The following is a 17,355-nucleotide window of genomic DNA, read 5'->3' as shown; positions in this document are numbered from 1 at the left end:
TTCGGATGAGCGGCAGAAATGCCGCTGAATGTCTCGACCGTGGTCTTAATAACGAATATAAAAAGCAGGCAGCTTCCCTTGCGGAAGCTTGGCCTGCTTTTTTATTTATCCGGCAACAGCGCTGGTCTTTTTTTTTTATACATAGAAATTACAAGCCTTCGATGTCGTTCCATTCCTCTTCAACCTCAACATGCGGCCGGTAGCCGCCTCTGGATACAAACAGCCACATGAAAGCGAATCCGACGGCGCCAATAAGGGTTAGGAATACACCGAACTGGTACATGTTTTGTGCCCCGAGATACTGGAACAGAAATCCCCCCAGTACACCGCCGATAATCCCGGATATGCCGCTCCACGTAAGTGTGTATAGAGCTTGTCCTGCCGAGCGGTAGGGCCGGGGAACGAGCAGCATGGTGAGCTGGGTACCTACATAGAAGAACCCGCCGAAGGTAAGGGAATGCAGGATCTGAATGAAGGCCACTTCAAGCGGAGAAGTAGCGCCTGCCATCAGCCACCAGCGAAGCACGAACAGGGCACTGACGAACGCCAGCCAGCCGGTAAGAATGGAGATTTTGCGCTTCAGAAACCGGTCGCAGAGCATGAGTACGCCGATCTCCAGGATGGAAGACAGGAATACAGCAAGCCCGACCATCGACTTGGAGCCGCCCAAATCCGTAATGTACAGAGACATAAAGGTATTGTTCATCGTATTCGGAATGGAGACCAGAATGCCGAAGAAAATAAAGCATAAGAAAAACGGATTAAAAAACAGCTTGCTGAAGCCCCTGAACGGAAGCGGAGCAATCCCGATCGAATGGTTCAGTTTAGGCAATGCGGCTAAAGCGAGCATGGATGCGCCAAGCAAGGCCGCAAATAAATAGGAAAGTACGGAGACGCCCATAGACTCTATAATCGGTCCTGCCATAATAGCTGTAAGCGCCCATCCCAGAGATCCCCACAGCCGAAAGGAGCCAAAACGCCGTTCGGTACCATCAATATAGCTGAGAATCATTGTGTTACTCTGGGCAAATAACGGCGTCTGAAAGAAGAAGAATAAGGTCATGGATATATATACCATTTCATATGTACTTGCCTGAAAGGCTACCAGGGAGAATACAAGAGTACCTGTAAGCATTAGTAGGACGATCCGCCGTATGTTCTGATATCGGTCTGTCCAGATTCCCCAGAAGGGGTTGGCGAAAATTGACACAAACGGACCGAGGGACATCAGCGCCCCGATCTCCAGCTTGTTCATTCCGACATCCTGCAGGTATAGTTGAAAGAAGCTGGTGAACAGCACCATTGTTCCGTATACAAAGAAGTTGAACCATTTTAAAGACGTGAAAGAAGGCTGCTTGTCATCATTATCCCGCAAATTGGGCACTCCTTTCCCGCAAAATGCCTTGCATTCATTATGGATGGGACTTTTTAAGGCCACTTCTACCACTGTAACATGTGTTGAAAGGGGATACAAGATAGGTGCGTCACAGGAGGACAGAGAGCTACTGAAAGGAGATTAATATGAAAATAAAGGGAATTCTTCTTGCAGGCGGCCATTCCCGCCGGATGGGAGTCAACAAAGCACTGCTCGAGATCGGGGAGGAGCCGCTGATCTCCCGATTGTTATCCCAGCTGTTGATTGTAGCAGAGAGCGTTATGGTCTCCTCCGGTGAAAGGGACACTAATGAATATGAATTCCTTGGTGTGAAGATTATTCCTGACCAGTACCCCGGTCTTGGACCTCTCGGGGGTCTGCATGCGGGACTGTCTTCCTCGGACGCTGAATGGAATGTGGTTATGGCCTGCGATCTGCCTTTTGCCCATCATGGACTTCTTCAGGCTCTTCTAGCCATCGTGCAGGGTGCCGGTACGCAGGTTCAGGCTGTTATTCCTGTAGCAGAGGGCGGCAAAGTACAGCCACTGCTGGCATTCTACCATAGGAGCGTTCTCCCCAGTCTTGAAGAGGTACTGAAACAGCGGCGCCTCCGGGTGCTGGAATGGCTGGAAGGGTTAAATGTAATTTATGTTCCGGTGGAAGATTTCCCCCATGCGCTCTTCAATATGAATACCCCAGAGGACTATCGGACAGCCGTACAGCGGGTTCATTTCGCACAGGATGAAGGTTCCGAATAATAGTCCAAAGTTGTTTAAATTGTGTTTACATAGCGGGGGTATTGTAGCTTTATTGAAGAAAGGGGGAGCATTCATGAACATGAATATTTCCAAACGTCAGAAGAGTAAGACCATTAAGCCATTTCTGACACTGCTGAAAGAAACCAAACCATCCTACGGCCTGCTGGCCGTCGCGATTGCATTAAGTATGGTATCTACACTGGTGGGACTAGTTATCCCTATGTTCACTAAAAATCTCGTTGACGGCTTCTCGCTATCCTCTGTCAGCGGCGGGCAAATCGCCCTCATTGCCGGAGCGTTCATCGCCCAGACCATAGCGGGCGGGGTCTCTATTTATTTGCTTAACTATGCGGGGCAGAAGCTGGTAGCGTCCTTGCGTGACCGGTTATGGCGCAAATTTCTTGCGCTGCCGTTGTCCTACTACAACGATAGCCGCACAGGTGAAAGCGTCAGCCGGATGACTAACGATACAGGGATTATTAAAACGTTGGTCTCCGAGCATCTGGCGAGCCTTTTTACCGGAATCATCTCCATTATCGGTTCCATCTCGGTGCTGCTCTATTTGAACTGGAAAATGACTCTGGTGCTGTTCACCGTGCTTCCGTTATCCGCGCTGATTCTGGTACCGCTTGGGCGCCAGATGTACAAAATATCGAAGGGGATGCAGGATGAAACGGCGTCCTTTACTTCGACCCTAAGCGGAGTGTTATCGGAGATCCGGCTGGTGAAATCCTCCGGGGCGGAGCGCAGAGAATATGAGGCCGGGCGGACGGGTATTATGAACCTGCTCTCCTTCGGCATCCGCGAAGGCCGTGTCAATGCGCTGATTAGTCCGCTCGTGTCCTTTGTATTTATGATGCTGCTGGTAGTAATTATCGGCTATGGCGGGATGCAGGTATCAGCAGGTGTGATTACAGCCGGAGAGCTGGTCGCTTTTATTCTGTATCTGATCAACATTATTATGCCGCTTACCCAACTGACCACGTTTTTCGCCCAGATCCAAAAGGCCCGGGGAGCTTCAGAGCGAATGATTGAAACGCTGGAGGCGCAGGAGGAGAATTATGAGGGTATTCAGAAGATAGAGGATATGAATCAGACCATCAGTTTGGAGGACGTAAGCTTCGGCTATAAAAAAGACGAACGTGTGCTGAGTGAGCTCAGCTTCGACATCCTGCCGGGTGCTGTAACCGCCATTGTCGGACCAAGCGGCGGCGGTAAAACAACCCTGTTCTCCCTGCTGGAGCGGTTCTATGAACCTGAATCCGGAGTGATCAAGCTTGGCAGACAGCCAATCTCCGGTCTCGCATTATCTGCCTGGAGAGAACAAATCGGTTATGTCTCCCAGGAGAGCCCGCTGCTCGCAGGAACGATTGCAGAGAACTTGTCTTACGGTTTAGATCGTGAAGTCACCCGCGAAGAGATGATTTCAGCGGCACAGATGGCGTATGCCGATCAATTTATTGAAGAATTGCCAGACGGCTACAATACCGATGTGGGCGAACGCGGCGTGAAGCTATCGGGTGGACAACGCCAGCGGATTGCGATTGCCCGGGCGCTGCTGCGCAGCCCGGCGATCCTGATGCTAGATGAGGCTACATCCAGTCTGGACAGCCAGTCGGAGGCTGTAGTTCAGAAAGCGCTGACCAATCTGATGAAAGGCCGGACCACGGTAGTGATTGCCCATCGGCTCTCTACTGTTGTCAATGCCGACCGGATTATATTTATGGAGAAAGGCAAGATTACCGGGGCAGGCAATCATGAAGAGTTATTGCAGAGCCATGAGCTGTACCGCGAGTTCGCGGCCCAGCAGTTGCAAATGAATGAACCGGAAGTGGTTGGCAGGGCCGACGAAGAGGGGGCGGAGTTAGAATATGACAGCAATACTCGTGGTGGACGACGATCCGCATATCCGCGAATTGGTAGAATTGTTCCTGAAAGCTGAAGGGATCGATGAAGTATATGGGGCTTCCGATGGCAGGGAAGCCTTGCTCTTCCTTGAGGATCATATCGTAGACATGGTCATTCTGGATATCATGATGCCAAACATGGACGGCTGGGAACTATGCCGGCAGTTAAGGAAGAGCTATGAATTTCCGCTGTTAATGTTGACGGCCAAGGGAGAGACCGCGCAGATTGTGAAAGGTTTTGAACTCGGAACAGACGATTACCTGGTCAAACCGTTTGAGCCTGCGGTATTGATTGCGCGTGTCAGAGCGCTGCTCAAACGTTATCAGATATCCGCTGCACAGAGCGTTACGATCGGCCGGGTCCGTATGAACCGCAAGACGCATGAAATCATCTGCGGGGAAGAGGAATTCAATCTTCCGCTCAAAGAATATGAACTGCTGTTCAAGCTGGCAAGCTACCCCGGTCAGACCTTGACGCGCGAGAGGTTAATTGAGGATATCTGGGGTTATGATTTCGAGGGGAATGAACGTACGCTGGACGTTCACATCAACCGGCTGCGGGAGCGGTTTGCAGGAGATAATTACGGGTTCAACATCCGCACTGTCCGGGGCCTTGGCTATCGATTGGAGGTGCCTGCGGGATGAATCGCTTGAAAGAGATCCTTTCGTTCCTCGGGGGAATTGTATTATTGTTGACAGGGATTGCTACAGCAGGCACCGGAGCGTTTTTCGCCTCCAGGCTATTGTTTAGGCACTTTGGAACACCTTCCTCAGCTTATGTAGAACAGCTAATCATAATCATGTTAACTTTCCTATTCCTTATCGTTATCATGGGGACGATCAGCCTTTTTACCCGAGGGCGGGAGAAAAGCTTCTATATACCGATCATCACAGCCATCCGGCAGATTGCCAAGGGAGATTTCAAGATCACTTTGGAGAATCCAAGGCGTTTCGGGCAATTCGGGGAGATCGTAGAGGGGATTAATGAGATGGCCAGTGAGCTCAGCCGGATGGAGGGCATGCGCCAGGATTTCATCTCCAGCGTATCGCATGAAATCCAGTCTCCTCTGACTTCGATCCGCGGCTTTGCCAGAGCGCTGCGTAATGAAGGAATTGAACCGGAGAAGCGCAGCCACTATCTCGATATTATTGAGGCGGAGAGCACACGGCTGTCCGGGCTGAGCGACAATCTGCTGAAGTTGTCGGCGCTGGAGGAGGGAAGTTTCCCTTTCGAGCGCAAGCCTTACCGGCTGGATAAGCAGATCCGTGAGATCATCCTCGCCTGTGAACCGCAGTGGCTGGAGAAAGGTCTTGAAGTCGAGGCCGAACTGCAGGAGGTTAAAGTGAGCGCAGTAGAGGATTTAATGAGCCAGGTATGGGGCAATCTGCTGCATAACAGCATTAAGTTCACTCCACGGGGCGGGAGTATACGTATCGAAATGGCTTCCCGGGGAACCGATGGAATTGAGGTCATGATCAAAGACAGTGGAATCGGGATCGGAGGAAATGATCTGCCCCGGATCTTTGATCGCTTCTATAAGGCGGATCAGGCCCGCAGCAGTGCAGCCGGTGGAAGCGGTCTTGGGTTATCACTGGTGAAGAAGATTGTTGAGATTCATGGGGGTACGGTAACAGCAGAAAGCCGCCCCGGTGAAGGGACGGCATTTAAAGTGTCATTGACGAACGGCATGTCTTGAGATTACTAAATTTGTGTACGTCCTATTTAACTTTGGATGCTTAGATAAATCCTCCGTTGACGCGAAGGGTTTGTCCTGTGATCCACTGGGAGTCGGGACCGGCCAGGAAGCTGACCACACTGGCAATATCTCCGGTTTCTCCCAAGCGGCCTAACGCATTGGCTTTCTTTAGGTTCTCCAGCAGCTCCTCTGATTTGCCGTTCAGGAATAATTCCGTTGCGACGGGGCCGGGAGCCACGGCATTAATCGTAATACCCTTATGGCCGAATTCTTTGGCAAGCTGGCGGGTGAACTGCTCGACTGCGCCTTTGGTTCCTGCGTATACGCTGTATGCCGGGAACATCTGGCCATTAACGGAGGTGGAGAAGTTGATGACGCGGCCTCCATGCTCCAGATGAAGAAAGGCTTGCCGGCAGGAGAAGTAAGTGCCTTTGACGTTAATGGCGAATTGCTTATCGAATTCTTCTTCAGTCACATCGGCGATGCCTTTAGTGATCATAATACCGGCATTGTTAACAACGATATCAAGCTTGCCGAATGTAGCGATGCTGCCCTTGAACAACTGTTCGATCTGCGCCGGCTGGCTGATATCAGCCTTGAGGGCTACCGCTGTGCCACCCTTGGCTTTAATGCCCTCTACGGCTTCTTCAGCTTGGGCGGGACTGCTTGAATAATTAATAACCACGCTTGCCCCAAGCTCTGCGAGCTGCTCGGCAATGGTACGGCCAATCCCCCGGGAGGCACCTGTAACCAGTGCCACCTTCCCCAGCAGGTTTTGTTTCACAGTATTCATTCTTATTCCTCCTTATAATTAGGGTCTGCAAGACCCGACGCGATCAGCGTCCACAAATCATTGAAGTGCTTCATGGTGTCTGCGCCTAGCCAGGCATACGCATGGGCGGGGTGGTGGAACATAGCCGTAGCTTGAAACACCGCGCGGGCTATATCTCCGGTCTCTCCCGAACGTCTCATGCTTCCTTCCTCAATTCCTCTTGTAATCATCCGGCTCATATGTGCAAAGATCTGTTCGATGTGGGTTGCGATCAGTTCAGCCGCTTCTGCCGTTACAGCAGCATACATTTTGAACATTTCAGGGTCTTCTTTTGCAAAAAAATGCTTGAGCTCTACCAGCTTGAGGATATACTGGTGTAATTGCTGAAGTGGCTCTCCACATAGGGATTCGCTTGTTGTAACTTCGGCAAGCGGGGCGATGATCTTCTCCTCCAGCCACCTTTCAGTGACGGCTTCTCTTAATGCAGCCTTACTGGGGAAATGCCGGTACAGCGTACCATGACTGACCCCTAGCAGTTTGGCGACATCAGTTACCGAGGTTTTCTCAGGACCAAACCGCCGGAGAGTTTGTTCTGCGGCATCCAGAATTTCTGTCTTGCTTAAAAAGGGACTTGGTTTATTCATAGGGGAACAACGATATCGTTGCTCGGTCACCTCCTGTACACGGAGTATAGCACAAAGAAATATCAAATGACAAATATTATTATTTGTCATTTGATATTCTAATTCAATTCATTTGTTTGATCAGTTTGGCAAGCTTAGCGATGCCTGTCTCCAGTTCGCCAAGGGAGGCATAGGCATAGGACAGGCGGAGATGCCTGCTGTCGCTGCGGTGATATAAATCTCCGGTATTCAGCAGCAGGCCTTCTCCCAGTGCGGCGGTGAACAGCTTCGGCAATGGCAGGGGGTGATGAAGCCGTAACCAGATGTAAAAGCCGCCTGCAGGCTTGGTCCAGGTGGCGATACCGCTGAAATTCCTCTCCAGCATAGCTAGCGTGGCATCGCGTCTATGGCGGAGCTGGCTGCGCAGCCTGTCCATATGCCTCGCATGATACCCTTCTCCCAGCCACTTGGAGGCCAGAAGCTGGGATATTGAGCTTGCCCCATAGTCGCTCTGCATTTTGATATCGGCCAGCCGCCGGATTACGGCTTCAGGGCCTACAGCCCAGCCGACGCGCAGGCCGGGGCTTGCGGTTTTGGATAAGGTGCCCAGGTGCAGAACCCGCCCTTCCCTATCGAGAGCTTTCAGCGGTGGAGGCGGCGGTGAATCCAGCCATAGCTCCTGATAAGCACCGTCCTCCAGAACTGGCAGACCAAGCGATCCCGCAGCAGACATGAGGTTACGGCGGCGTTCTTCGTCCATAAGGATACCTGTGGGGTTATGGAACGATGGAATCGTATAGAGAAGTGCAGCTTTTGAGAGCAGTGCAGCCGCTTCAAGACGGTCAGGCAGAATTCCGCGTTCGTCCATGGGCAGTCCTTGAAGCTTCAGCCCGGCGGATTGGAAGGAATGGATGGAATACAAATAGGATGGCTTCTCCAGTAGAACCGTAGAGCCTCGGGGAAGCAGTCCCTGTGCAATGAGCTGAAAGCCTTGAAGCGCTCCGGACAGAATCACAATAGAAGAGGGATTGGCTTCTATCCCGGATTTAGCCAGTTCTGTGCTGACAGCCGTTCGCAAGGCCAGGTTGCCCAGTGGTTCCTCGTAGGATAAAGGAAGATTCTGTCCGTTTAGACCGGAGAGAATGGACATCATTTCGCCAGATGGCAGCAGCTCCGGGGATAGTTCACCAGTTCCCAGACGGATCAGACCTTCTGTAAATTCAAGATGGTTAATCGCCTGCACGGCAGGCAGATTGGGATAGTGGATGCCTTCCTCAATGTAAGCATTCCAATTACCTGTGTGGAGAGTGTTGTCGGGTGCCGGAAGGATAACGCGTGTTCCGCCTCCGCGATTTCCTTCAATGAGCCCCTGCGATGCCAGATGGCCAAGCGCGGATACCAGCGTGCTCCGGTTGACGCCGAACCGGCGCGCCAGCTCCCGCTGCGGAGGCACGCGCATGCCTGCCGCCCAATCGCCGCGTTTGATTTTCCCGTGAATATATCCCGAGATTTGGACATGAAGTGGAAGGGCTGAGGAGGGATCAGGCTTCCAAGTATCAATGAAGGTACCCCGAACAAGAGAAGGCCCCGGCGGCCGGTTAGAGTTTGGGTTCATACGGTATACGGCTCCTTTTTTGCCTAAGAGTATATCATGGTTCATAGTGGTTGCTGAACTTGGTTGGTACCGTCATGAGTATTTGGATGGTTACAGATCTGATCGGGGGGTTGTAGTATCAGCATTACGGTAGTCGTCTCGAAGGTTAGAACGCAGACACTCCTGATGGAGCCCGCCGTTTACCGTCATTTAGGCTTGATGTGAAAGGAAGGTATAGATGTTAACTGCAATTATTCATGGAATCATCCTGGCATTCGGACTTATTTTGCCGCTGGGGGTACAGAATATATTCGTGTTCAATCAAGGGGCGCTTCATCCTAAACTCCGGGGTGCCTTGCCGGTCATTTTGACCGCTTCATTATGCGATACACTGCTTATTACCGCGGCTGTCAGCGGCGTGTCACTTGTTGTGTTGTCTGTAGAATGGGTGACGCCCGTTCTGTACGGTGCGGGAATGGTGTTTCTGTTATGGATGGGGTATAAGATTTGGACGGGTGTTCCTGAGGAAGGAGATACTGCAGTCTTGTCTCTAAAAGGGCAGGTGGGGTATGCCCTATCCGTGTCGCTGCTGAATCCGCATGCGATTATGGATACGATCGGGGTGATTGGTATGAACTCGCTGCACTACAGCGGCGGGGAACGCTGGATGTTCGCCGCCGCCGCGGCAGGGGTCTCTTGGATTTGGTTCGCGGGACTGGCTGGAGCCGGCAGATGGCTGGGGCGGGCAGATACTTCCGGCAGGCTGGTGCGCCTGCTCAATATCTTGTCCGCGCTGCTGATCTGGGGTATGGCTGTATATATGGGCGTTCAATTAACCGCCTATCTGTGACATCCGGCGCGCAGTCGGAGTATGGCTTTGGGTCTTCCGCTCGAGGGCGAGCGCCATTTCATGATTGTGGGGCTTATTGCCAAGCGCCTTGCGGAATAATGCCTGTATGGCTTCCGGGTCCCCGGTTAACGGACGTACGTTATATTCATCAGACCAATAAAGGCAGGCTTTGATATGACCGTCCGCGGTAAGACGCAGCCGGTTACAGTTGTCGCAGAAATGGTCGCTGACCGGATGAATCAGACCGAATGTACCTTTGGCTCCAACTACACGACGGTTCTGTGAAGGACCGTTCCCCGCAATACTGCCAGCTTCCTCTGTGGCCCAGCCAGCTTCGTTACAGGCTTCGAGCACCGTCTCGAGCGGCAGATAGGACTGACGCCAGCTGTCGCTTGCGCTGCCAATCGGCATATATTCAATGAATCTTACGTTAAGCGGGCTGTCCAGGGTGAGGGAGATGAAATCCTTGATCTCATCATCGTTGATCCCTTTCATCAACACCACATTAAGCTTGATAGGATGCAGGCCTGCGGCATCAGCCGCTTCTATTCCTTTAAGCACCTTACTCACTTCGCCGCCGCGTGTAATCATAGAGAAACGGTCTTGGCGCAGGGAGTCCAGACTGATATTCACCCGTGACAATCCCGCATCTTTCAGCAGCTGAGCTTTGGCGGGGAGCATCAGTCCGTTTGTAGTAAGGGCGATATCTTCAATGCCGGGAACCTCGGCAAGCATGGAGACAAGCTTCTCCAAATCTTTGCGTACGAGCGGTTCGCCTCCAGTCAGCCGGATCTTGCGAAGCCCGAGTGGAGCAAGCGATTTAACCACAGCAGTGATCTCCTCATAGCTCATAATCTCGTCGTGGGGCTGAAATTGCATTCCCTCAGCAGGCATACAATAAATACAGCGCAGGTTGCAGCGGTCTGTTACCGAGATGCGGATATAATCATGTATGCGGCCAAAAGGGTCCGTTAACGGCTCCATACGTTGCTCCCTCCTTATAACGGGCTGTTTTTTCTTTAAATTTTAAAGAGTATAACGGGTTACGTCAATCATACAGAATAACGGCAGTCTGAATCCTGGATTTTATCTAAATAAATCTACTAGTCAAGATCCTTATAATCTTAAGTTATAAGCATATAACAGGAATACTTCAAATTTTGACAGAAATACGACAATTGGCAGGAATCGACATAGAATGCTCACGAAAAGCGTTTTCAATGTCCGATATAATTTAGGTATACAAAATGAGCGTTCGAGCAGAAGTGCATATCCAATTTATCGTTCTAAACAGCAGTTTAACTTTTGCGAAAACAACTAAGACACCGGTTCTATCAGCCGCTACGCTGCATGGACCGGGGTAAACCCATTCAAGGAGGATTTGCAAAATGACTTTAGAGACTGTTCCATCCCTTACCGTGCCGGAAGCGTTCAGCCGCTGGCTGGAGAGCCGTGGATTAATATACCAGCTGATGACTGATTTTTTTGGAAGAAAACCGACCCTTTCCCTAGTTGCCCAGTGGAGCCGTAACCGTCAAATGAGTGTTGCCGCTGAGATGACTGAAGGAGGACGGGAACTGAAACGCTATCTTTGCAGCCAGGAGCCGCAGGAGCTTCCGTCCATCTGCGCGAAAGAGGATAAGGAGTTTAAGCGTCTGATGAGCACAGGTGCCGTTAAGACCTTTGTACCGCGTGAAGCCGCCAACCTTGGTGAGAGTGAAGACTACTGCAACGTAATCTCTGATGTGTATGCCTCCGCAGGAATCGTGTTTAATAAATGCAATGGTGAAGCGGATGACCATATAGCCATCGAGCTGGAGTTCATGGCTGTACTGCATGAGCGTATGCTATTTAACAGTTTCTCCGTGAGAAGCGCTATGGAGCTTCTGGAAATTCAGGAGAAATTCCTGGAAGAGCACTTGCTGCTCTGGACACCGCAGTTCTGCAAGACATTAAATGCGGCTACGGACAGCCCGTTGTATCTGGGTCTCAGCCACATGCTGGAAGAGTTCCTGCCGCAGGATCTGAACATGCTACGCGCCTGGAAGTCTTCGCTGGAGACTGGTGCTGCTTCGATGAAGTAGCTTGATCTATTAAGCTTAATTCAATTATGAGGTCCGGGAGCGGTAGTCAATCTGCTATATCCAGCCTTCATAACCTAATATGCTTTCAAACCGGAGAGCCGGCCCTACTTGGCGGAATCCGGTTTTTTTGTTCTGTCCGAACATTAGCCTTGCAGGAGGAACCATTTATCTACCTGAACGCCGGAACGGATGCGAACCACATCGGCTTGATTAACGACACCGGCCGAAGGATGAAGGGCTGCCGCAGTGCCGCAGGCCATCCCGAAAGTCAGCGCCTGCGGCCAGTCCTCGCCGCGCAGCAGTGCAGCCAGCAGCCCGGCCGCCGCGGCATCGCCGCTGCCCAGCGGGCTGACGATGGCTGTGGGCGGCAGCGATACACGGTACCGCTGCCCCTCTGCCGCGGCGACGGCACCGCGCGCGCCAAGCGTGACCACTGCTGCCTGCGCTCCCAGCGCCAGCAGCGTTTCGAGGCAGAGAAGGTCATCGCTTTCGCTGCCTGAGTGGGCGAACCCGGCGAGTTCGGCAGCCTCATGTTCATTCGGCTTGACGAGCTCGGGTCTGCCGTTAAGGCCCAGCCGCAAGGCTTCGCCGCTTGCGTCCAGCATGACCTTCGCCCCGCAATGATGGGCTACCTCGGTCAGCTCGGCGTAAATCCACGGCGGGCAGCCTTCAGGCAGACTGCCTGAAAGCAGCACCCATTCGGAACGGCTGGCGAGCATCTCCAGCTTGCTGCGCAGGCTCTGCAGTTCTTCTCCCCGGATGAGCGGTCCAGCTTCAATCAATTCCGTCTGGGTTTCACAGTCGGGGTCCAGTACCGTTAAGGCGAGCCGGGTTTCGCCAAAGGCTGCTTTGACGAAATCGGCAGCAATCCCTTCCTCCTCCAGCCCGGCCAGCAACCGCGCTCCCGTATATCCTCCGGCGAAACCGCAGGCCGTCACGGGAGCGCCCAGAATATTCAGCACCCGGGCAGCATTAATGCCTTTGCCTCCGGGAAGAGTAAGAGCTTCGGCGATCCGGAAGACCCCGTCTGTGCGGAAGCGGGGCACGGTGTAGATCTTATCGATGGCCGCATTCAAAGTTACGGTTGTAATCATGCCTGCCCCCCTTAATAGTCACTCATTGCCTTCATTGTACTGTCTACTATCGTTTTGAAACAAGCAGTGGTTGTGTATCTGTCAGCTATATCCCACTTGCCAGGATTAGATGGAAAAACCGGCGTTAATCCATAGATAGCTGTCATCTGCCGGGTCTTTGACTCAAAACGCAAAACAGCGATTCTCCGCTAACGGACAATCGCTGTTTGCACTATTCGTGGCTTCCCCATACGAAGGTTTATCGCTTTTCGTGAGAAACATTTATGTGGGAGACACTTGTATATTCATTTCCGATAGACAATGCAGCACCAGAGGGCTGCTAGTCAATGCCTTTGCTTTATTCCTCTACCCGCTTGCTGCGGAATTTCATGAGGAATTCATACACAACCGGTACAACCACAAGAGTGAGCAGGGTGGAACTGATCAGGCCGCCGATAACGGTAACACCCAGTCCCTTGGAGATAATACCTGCGCTGTTCTCAAGTCCGCTAACGAGCGGGAGCAGGGCGCCGATGGTTGCCAACGCCGTCATCAGGATTGGGCGCAGACGCGTTCCACCAGCTTCAAGCAGTGCCTGGCGTGTAGTAAGCCCTTCCTTCTCTTTATGAATGACCCGGTCAATGAGCACGATGGCATTCGTGACTACGATACCGATAAGCATCAGTGCGCCCATCAGTGCGGATACGTTCAGCGTTTCACCTGAGATCAAGAGGGCGACAAGCGCTCCGATCACCGTGAAAGGCAGAGAGAACAGGATGGCGAATGGTGCCAGACCGCCGCCGAAGGTAACTACGAGTACAAAGTATACGATAGCAATGGCTGCAGCCATGGCAATGCCCAACTGTCCGAAGGTTTCATTGATCTGCTCAGTTACGCCGCCGTAGGTAACAGTTACGCCATCCGGCAGATCCAGCTTATCGATTTCAGCCTTCACGTTATTGGAAGCAGCATTCACATCAGTGGCGATAATCTCAGCAGTCACATCCACCATCATTTTACCGTCCATGCGGGTAATGGAGTCTGGTGAAGTGCCTTTCTCAATAGTCGCTACCTGACCCACAGGTACGGAGATTCCCAGTGGTGACGTAAGCGTTGCGGCTTCCATCTCCTCAATGCTGCCGTACGTAGCGGTATCTGTCTCGATATAGACTTTGTAGTTTTTGCCGTCTACATCAACTTCAGTTAATACTGGCCTAGCACTTGCCGGACTAAGCTTCATCGCAATCTGACCTGCGGTCAGGCCTAGTGCACTAAGCTTCTGCTGATCCGCAACAATGGTGTATTGCTCATAGGCTTCGGACAGGCTGGTTTCCCCATCCTTGAAGTTAGCAGTGTCCTTTTGTACAATACCGGCGATTTGGTCGGCCACTGGTTTAAGCTGCTCCAGCGTATCACCGAAAATATTGACGGTCAGCGTATTTCCTCCCAGGCCACCGCCGGACATACCGGACATATCGCCCCATACGCCCTCTGGAATCTCTTTCGTCAATCCTTCAATCAGTTGCTCTTTTACGTTATCAAAGTCAGGCGTATTGCTGTCATAGGCTACATAGAATAATCCCGATTTGCCGCCGCCCATACCGAAGATACTGCTGCCGCCAATGGAATATTGCATCTTATCTACATGATCTTGAGCCAGAATATATTTCTCGGCTTTCAGACCCAGCTCTTTCACGTCTTCAAGACGTTGTCCGGCACTTGGGGAGAAGGTTAGAGTAATGTTCTTCTCTTCCTGGGAAGGCAGGAAGCTGACGCCGATGGGTTTGATCAGGAACAAGCTTCCTACAAGCAGCAGAACAGCGATGCCAAAGGTAACCAGCTTATGGGATAGGCACCAGTTCAGAATCTTCTGGTAGCCTGCAGCCATAGCACCCGGTTTGTCTTCGTGACTGTGCTTATTCTTCAGGCCATTGCGGAACAGGGAGTGCGCTAAGGCAGGAACCAGAGTAATCGCAACCAGCAGGGAGGCTAGCAGCGAGAACACCATAGTAAGTGCGAACGGCAGGAATAGCTCGCCAACCATACCGCTCACGAAGGCAAGAGGCAGGAACACGGCGATGGTAACGATCGTGGACGACATGATCGGAACGAACATTTCGCGGGTCGCCGCACTGATGAGTTCTCGGCCGCGCAGCTTCTCGCCGGACAGAGAGAGCCGTCTGTATATATTCTCAATAACAACAATGGAGTCATCGACGACACGGCCGATGGCAACGGTCATTGCTCCCAGCGTCATCATGTTAAGTGTGATGTCCATCTGACGCAGGCACAGTACCGCGATCAGAAGCGACAGCGGAATGGAGATGATGGAGATGATGGTCGAGCGGATATTCCGCAGGAACAGAAGGATGATCAGGACAGCAAAAAGGGCACCGAATGCCGCTTTGGACAGCATCGTGTTCACGGAATCCTCAATCGGTTTGCCTTGATCCAGGAGCACGATCAGATCCAAGCCGTCATACTGCTTCTTCAGTTCATCAATCTGATCTTTAACACCATTCACGACATCAACCGTGTTGGCATCATTGGCTTTGACAATTTGGATGCCAATGGAGTCCTTGCCGTTAGTGCGTGAGATGGATTCGGAATTGCCGACAACCGTAATGTCAGCCAGTTCGCCCAGCTTAACCGTTGGCAGCCCCATTGCCGCACCAGCACCAGCGCCAGTTACTGCTCCTGCATCCATACCCGCAGCCCCAGCGGTAGCTCCTGCATTCGTACCAGCAGCACCTGTGCCAGGTGCGCTATTGCCTGCCGCAGCACCTGCGCCTGCCGGAATAACAGGGATGACCACATTCTTGAGGTCATCAACGGTAGTGATATTACCGTCTACAACGACGGCCTTCTCGGATTGTTCCATCTCGAAGAGACCCAGTGGCACGCGGATGGAAGAGCCCATCACAATACCTTTAACAGTCTCTTCCGTCAGGCCATACTGCTTAAGCTTATCCTGATTAAATTTCAGGGAGACTTCTTTCACATATTGTCCGGCAATCTGCACGGATGCTACACCTTCAACATCCTCCAGAGCCGGACGGATATCGTTCTCGGCAATCTTCGTCAGGGCTTCCAGGTCCGCGGATTCGCTGCTTGCCAAGCTCAGTGAAACCACCGGCAGCGAGCTCAGGCTGAAACGGGAAATACTTGGTTTCTGCACATCGTCCGGCAGGGCCACTTCATTCAGTGCTTCCCGCACTGCAGCTGTGGCATTGTCCAGATTGGTGCCGTATTCGAATTCGATAATAACGCTCGAAGCATTTTCAAGTGAGGTCGAGGTTAGTGTTTTAACTCCGTCTACATTGCGCAGCCGCTGCTCCAGCGGTTTGCTGACATCATTAACAACGCCCTCCGGGGCAGCACCCGGATAAATGGTAGTAATGCTTAGATAAGGAATACTGATATTAGGTAGTGTCTCTTGTTTCATGGTAAGGCCGCTGTAAAGGCCGGCGAATACCGTAATGATCGTCAGAAGCCAAATGGCAAATTTGTTTCTGAGCGAGAAATTAATTAGACTCTTCATAGATTTGTTTCTGCTCCTCTCGGTTACATCTTAATTAGAACTCACTATCCCTTGTTTCTCTCTGTTTACAATTCCCCGCATAATCCTTCCATGTGAGGGGCAATCAGCTTTTTCAGGTCGTTCAGCGTTTCTGCAAGCTCGGGACAGGCCTGCAGGTTGGACATCATTCCGAGTATAATTGCCCGGCGGGGATGGCCCAGCAGAATTTCTTTTTCCAGGATAAGAAGGGATTCCTGCACATCCTCCAGCATTTGCGGCTCCAGTGTGGAAGCAAGAAGCTGCTGCCGCATTTCCTTAATAAGCTGAAGCGGATTTCTGCGGATACTCTCTTCACCCTCCTCCATCCAGATAGAGATAACTTCATCTGAAATGAGTGGTGCGGGTTTACCGGCAAGCAGGCCGGCAGCCACAATATCCATCAGGGTGACCATATTCTCTGCCATGCGTACGGTAGGAACAGATGTCTTCGGATGGAAGATGACATGCACATAGGAACTGAGCATCCCGTTAGCGAGAAGAACCAGGTCTCCGATATAGGGCAGTATCTCTTTCCCGTACAGAGTCTCCAGTTTGGACTGGAACCATTTCATGACGGGAATGCTGCTTTTGCGCATCCATTCCGGGGCATTTGTCTGTCCGCGTCCGGCCATATCCTGGATTTGCCGCTGCAGGAACTCGCGCAGCTCGTAGACATGGTTCAGCAGAATTTCAATTTGCTTGCGCAATCTTTCCTGCGGTGTTGCGTAGTTCTGCTCTTCCTCCAACAGTAGCGGATCCCGGATCATGCGGAAGCAATATATGTAAATGCTGCGCTCCAGTTCTTCCTTGGATTTGAACACCAGATACAGGCTTCCTTTGGAAATACCGCTGAGTTCGGCAATCTCCTGCATAGAGGTGGCGGAGGAACCTTTTACAGCAAACAATTGCATGGCGGTCTTGATGATCTTTTCTTTCTTGTCGATGTTTTTATCGGACACTGAGCTGCTTGCTCCTTTCTGACTCGACGGTTCTCATCTTGACTGCACGGTCAGAACGATTATATTATAATGTTTGCCGGAATTCAAATCACGGGCCAAGAAGT

Annotated in this window: 14 protein-coding genes; 6 read left to right on the top strand and 8 right to left on the bottom strand. The window is 51.8% G+C overall.

What is annotated here, in order from left to right; all coding sequences use genetic code 11:
• Positions 1-148: 148 nt before the first annotated feature.
• Positions 149-1,384, bottom strand: a complete 1,236-nt coding sequence (locus tag ACAN55_RS07075) for an MFS transporter (protein ID WP_379130045.1) — start codon at positions 1,382-1,384, stop codon at positions 149-151.
• Between the two features lie 137 nt (positions 1,385-1,521).
• Between ACAN55_RS07075 and mobA the strand changes: the two genes are divergently transcribed.
• The 4 genes from mobA to ACAN55_RS07055 all read left to right on the top strand — a co-directional run bounded on the left by mobA (position 1,522) and on the right by ACAN55_RS07055 (position 5,737).
• Complete coding sequence (mobA, locus tag ACAN55_RS07070; RefSeq protein WP_379130042.1) at positions 1,522-2,133, top strand: molybdenum cofactor guanylyltransferase; 612 nt, start codon at positions 1,522-1,524, stop codon at positions 2,131-2,133.
• A gap of 79 nt (positions 2,134-2,212) precedes the next feature.
• Positions 2,213-4,075, top strand: a complete 1,863-nt coding sequence (locus tag ACAN55_RS07065) for an ABC transporter ATP-binding protein (RefSeq protein WP_379130345.1) — start codon at positions 2,213-2,215, stop codon at positions 4,073-4,075.
• On the top strand, positions 4,005-4,685 hold the full coding sequence (locus ACAN55_RS07060) for a response regulator transcription factor (protein WP_379130040.1): 681 nt from the start codon (positions 4,005-4,007) through the stop codon (positions 4,683-4,685). Before ACAN55_RS07065 ends, ACAN55_RS07060 begins: the two co-directional genes overlap by 71 nt.
• A complete protein-coding gene (locus ACAN55_RS07055; protein ID WP_379130037.1) occupies positions 4,682-5,737 on the top strand; it encodes a sensor histidine kinase in 1,056 nt (351 codons plus the stop codon). Before ACAN55_RS07060 ends, ACAN55_RS07055 begins: the two co-directional genes overlap by 4 nt.
• 40 nt (positions 5,738-5,777) lie before the next feature.
• On the opposite strand, the gene ACAN55_RS07050 is transcribed toward ACAN55_RS07055, so the two are convergent.
• The 3 genes from ACAN55_RS07050 to ACAN55_RS07040 all read right to left on the bottom strand — a co-directional run bounded on the left by ACAN55_RS07050 (position 5,778) and on the right by ACAN55_RS07040 (position 8,747).
• Complete coding sequence (locus ACAN55_RS07050) at positions 5,778-6,530, bottom strand: SDR family oxidoreductase (protein WP_379130034.1); 753 nt, start codon at positions 6,528-6,530, stop codon at positions 5,778-5,780.
• Between the two features lie 2 nt (positions 6,531-6,532).
• Positions 6,533-7,153, bottom strand: a complete 621-nt coding sequence (locus ACAN55_RS07045; RefSeq protein WP_379130032.1) for a TetR/AcrR family transcriptional regulator — start codon at positions 7,151-7,153, stop codon at positions 6,533-6,535.
• Between the two features lie 103 nt (positions 7,154-7,256).
• Positions 7,257-8,747 carry an aminotransferase-like domain-containing protein gene (locus ACAN55_RS07040; RefSeq protein ID WP_379130030.1) on the bottom strand — a complete coding sequence of 497 codons (1,491 nt, stop codon included), beginning with the start codon at positions 8,745-8,747 and terminating at the stop codon, positions 7,257-7,259.
• Between the two features lie 217 nt (positions 8,748-8,964).
• On the opposite strand from ACAN55_RS07040, the gene ACAN55_RS07035 reads away from it, so the two are divergent.
• Positions 8,965-9,576, top strand: a complete 612-nt coding sequence (locus ACAN55_RS07035; RefSeq protein ID WP_379130027.1) for a LysE/ArgO family amino acid transporter — start codon at positions 8,965-8,967, stop codon at positions 9,574-9,576.
• Here ACAN55_RS07035 and moaA read toward each other — a convergent pair.
• Positions 9,559-10,560: a GTP 3',8-cyclase MoaA gene (moaA, locus tag ACAN55_RS07030; RefSeq protein WP_379130025.1), complete on the bottom strand. Its 1,002-nt coding sequence runs from the start codon at positions 10,558-10,560 to the stop codon at positions 9,559-9,561. The two genes, ACAN55_RS07035 and moaA, sit on opposite strands and share 18 nt — an antisense overlap.
• 404 nt (positions 10,561-10,964) lie before the next feature.
• On the opposite strand from moaA, the gene ACAN55_RS07025 reads away from it, so the two are divergent.
• Positions 10,965-11,660, top strand: coding sequence for a TorD/DmsD family molecular chaperone (locus ACAN55_RS07025; RefSeq protein ID WP_379130024.1), 696 nt, complete (start codon positions 10,965-10,967; stop codon positions 11,658-11,660).
• Positions 11,661-11,803: 143 nt separating this feature from the next.
• Here ACAN55_RS07025 and ACAN55_RS07020 read toward each other — a convergent pair whose 3' ends face one another.
• The 3 genes from ACAN55_RS07020 to ACAN55_RS07010 all read right to left on the bottom strand — a co-directional run bounded on the left by ACAN55_RS07020 (position 11,804) and on the right by ACAN55_RS07010 (position 17,251).
• The gene (locus tag ACAN55_RS07020) at positions 11,804-12,754 is read right to left on the bottom strand and encodes a 1-phosphofructokinase family hexose kinase (protein WP_379130023.1); all 951 of its coding nucleotides are present in this window, start codon (positions 12,752-12,754) and stop codon (positions 11,804-11,806) included.
• A 337-nt stretch (positions 12,755-13,091) separates the two neighbouring features.
• Positions 13,092-16,274 carry an efflux RND transporter permease subunit gene (locus ACAN55_RS07015; protein ID WP_379130021.1) on the bottom strand — a complete coding sequence of 1,061 codons (3,183 nt, stop codon included), beginning with the start codon at positions 16,272-16,274 and terminating at the stop codon, positions 13,092-13,094.
• Between the two features lie 65 nt (positions 16,275-16,339).
• Entirely contained in the window at positions 16,340-17,251 is a 912-nt protein-coding gene (locus ACAN55_RS07010; protein WP_379130018.1) for a TetR/AcrR family transcriptional regulator, read from the bottom strand.
• Positions 17,252-17,355: the final 104 nt, after the last annotated feature.

The sequence above is a fragment of the Paenibacillus oryziterrae genome (assembly GCF_042610485.1).
Lineage (GTDB): Bacteria > Bacillota > Bacilli > Paenibacillales > Paenibacillaceae > Paenibacillus_AQ.
This window is presented reverse-complemented; position numbering and strand designations above follow the sequence as displayed.

What these genes read in the sequence shown, in the direction of transcription:
- mobA (WP_379130042.1), top strand. Translation starts at nt 1,522, where the DNA reads ATGAAAATAAAGGGAATTCTTCTTGCAGGCGGCCATTCCCGCCGGATG.
- ACAN55_RS07055 (WP_379130037.1), top strand. Translation starts at nt 4,682, where the DNA reads ATGAATCGCTTGAAAGAGATCCTTTCGTTCCTCGGGGGAATTGTATTA.
- ACAN55_RS07050 (WP_379130034.1), bottom strand. Translation starts at nt 6,530, where the DNA reads ATGAATACTGTGAAACAAAACCTGCTGGGGAAGGTGGCACTGGTTACA.
- ACAN55_RS07045 (WP_379130032.1), bottom strand. Translation starts at nt 7,153, where the DNA reads ATGAATAAACCAAGTCCCTTTTTAAGCAAGACAGAAATTCTGGATGCC.
- moaA (WP_379130025.1), bottom strand. Translation starts at nt 10,560, where the DNA reads ATGGAGCCGTTAACGGACCCTTTTGGCCGCATACATGATTATATCCGC.
- ACAN55_RS07015 (WP_379130021.1), bottom strand. Translation starts at nt 16,274, where the DNA reads ATGAAGAGTCTAATTAATTTCTCGCTCAGAAACAAATTTGCCATTTGG.
- ACAN55_RS07025 (WP_379130024.1), top strand. Translation starts at nt 10,965, where the DNA reads ATGACTTTAGAGACTGTTCCATCCCTTACCGTGCCGGAAGCGTTCAGC.
- ACAN55_RS07020 (WP_379130023.1), bottom strand. Translation starts at nt 12,754, where the DNA reads ATGATTACAACCGTAACTTTGAATGCGGCCATCGATAAGATCTACACC.
- ACAN55_RS07060 (WP_379130040.1), top strand. Translation starts at nt 4,005, where the DNA reads ATGACAGCAATACTCGTGGTGGACGACGATCCGCATATCCGCGAATTG.
- ACAN55_RS07040 (WP_379130030.1), bottom strand. Translation starts at nt 8,747, where the DNA reads ATGAACCCAAACTCTAACCGGCCGCCGGGGCCTTCTCTTGTTCGGGGT.
- ACAN55_RS07035 (WP_379130027.1), top strand. Translation starts at nt 8,965, where the DNA reads ATGTTAACTGCAATTATTCATGGAATCATCCTGGCATTCGGACTTATT.
- ACAN55_RS07065 (WP_379130345.1), top strand. Translation starts at nt 2,213, where the DNA reads ATGAATATTTCCAAACGTCAGAAGAGTAAGACCATTAAGCCATTTCTG.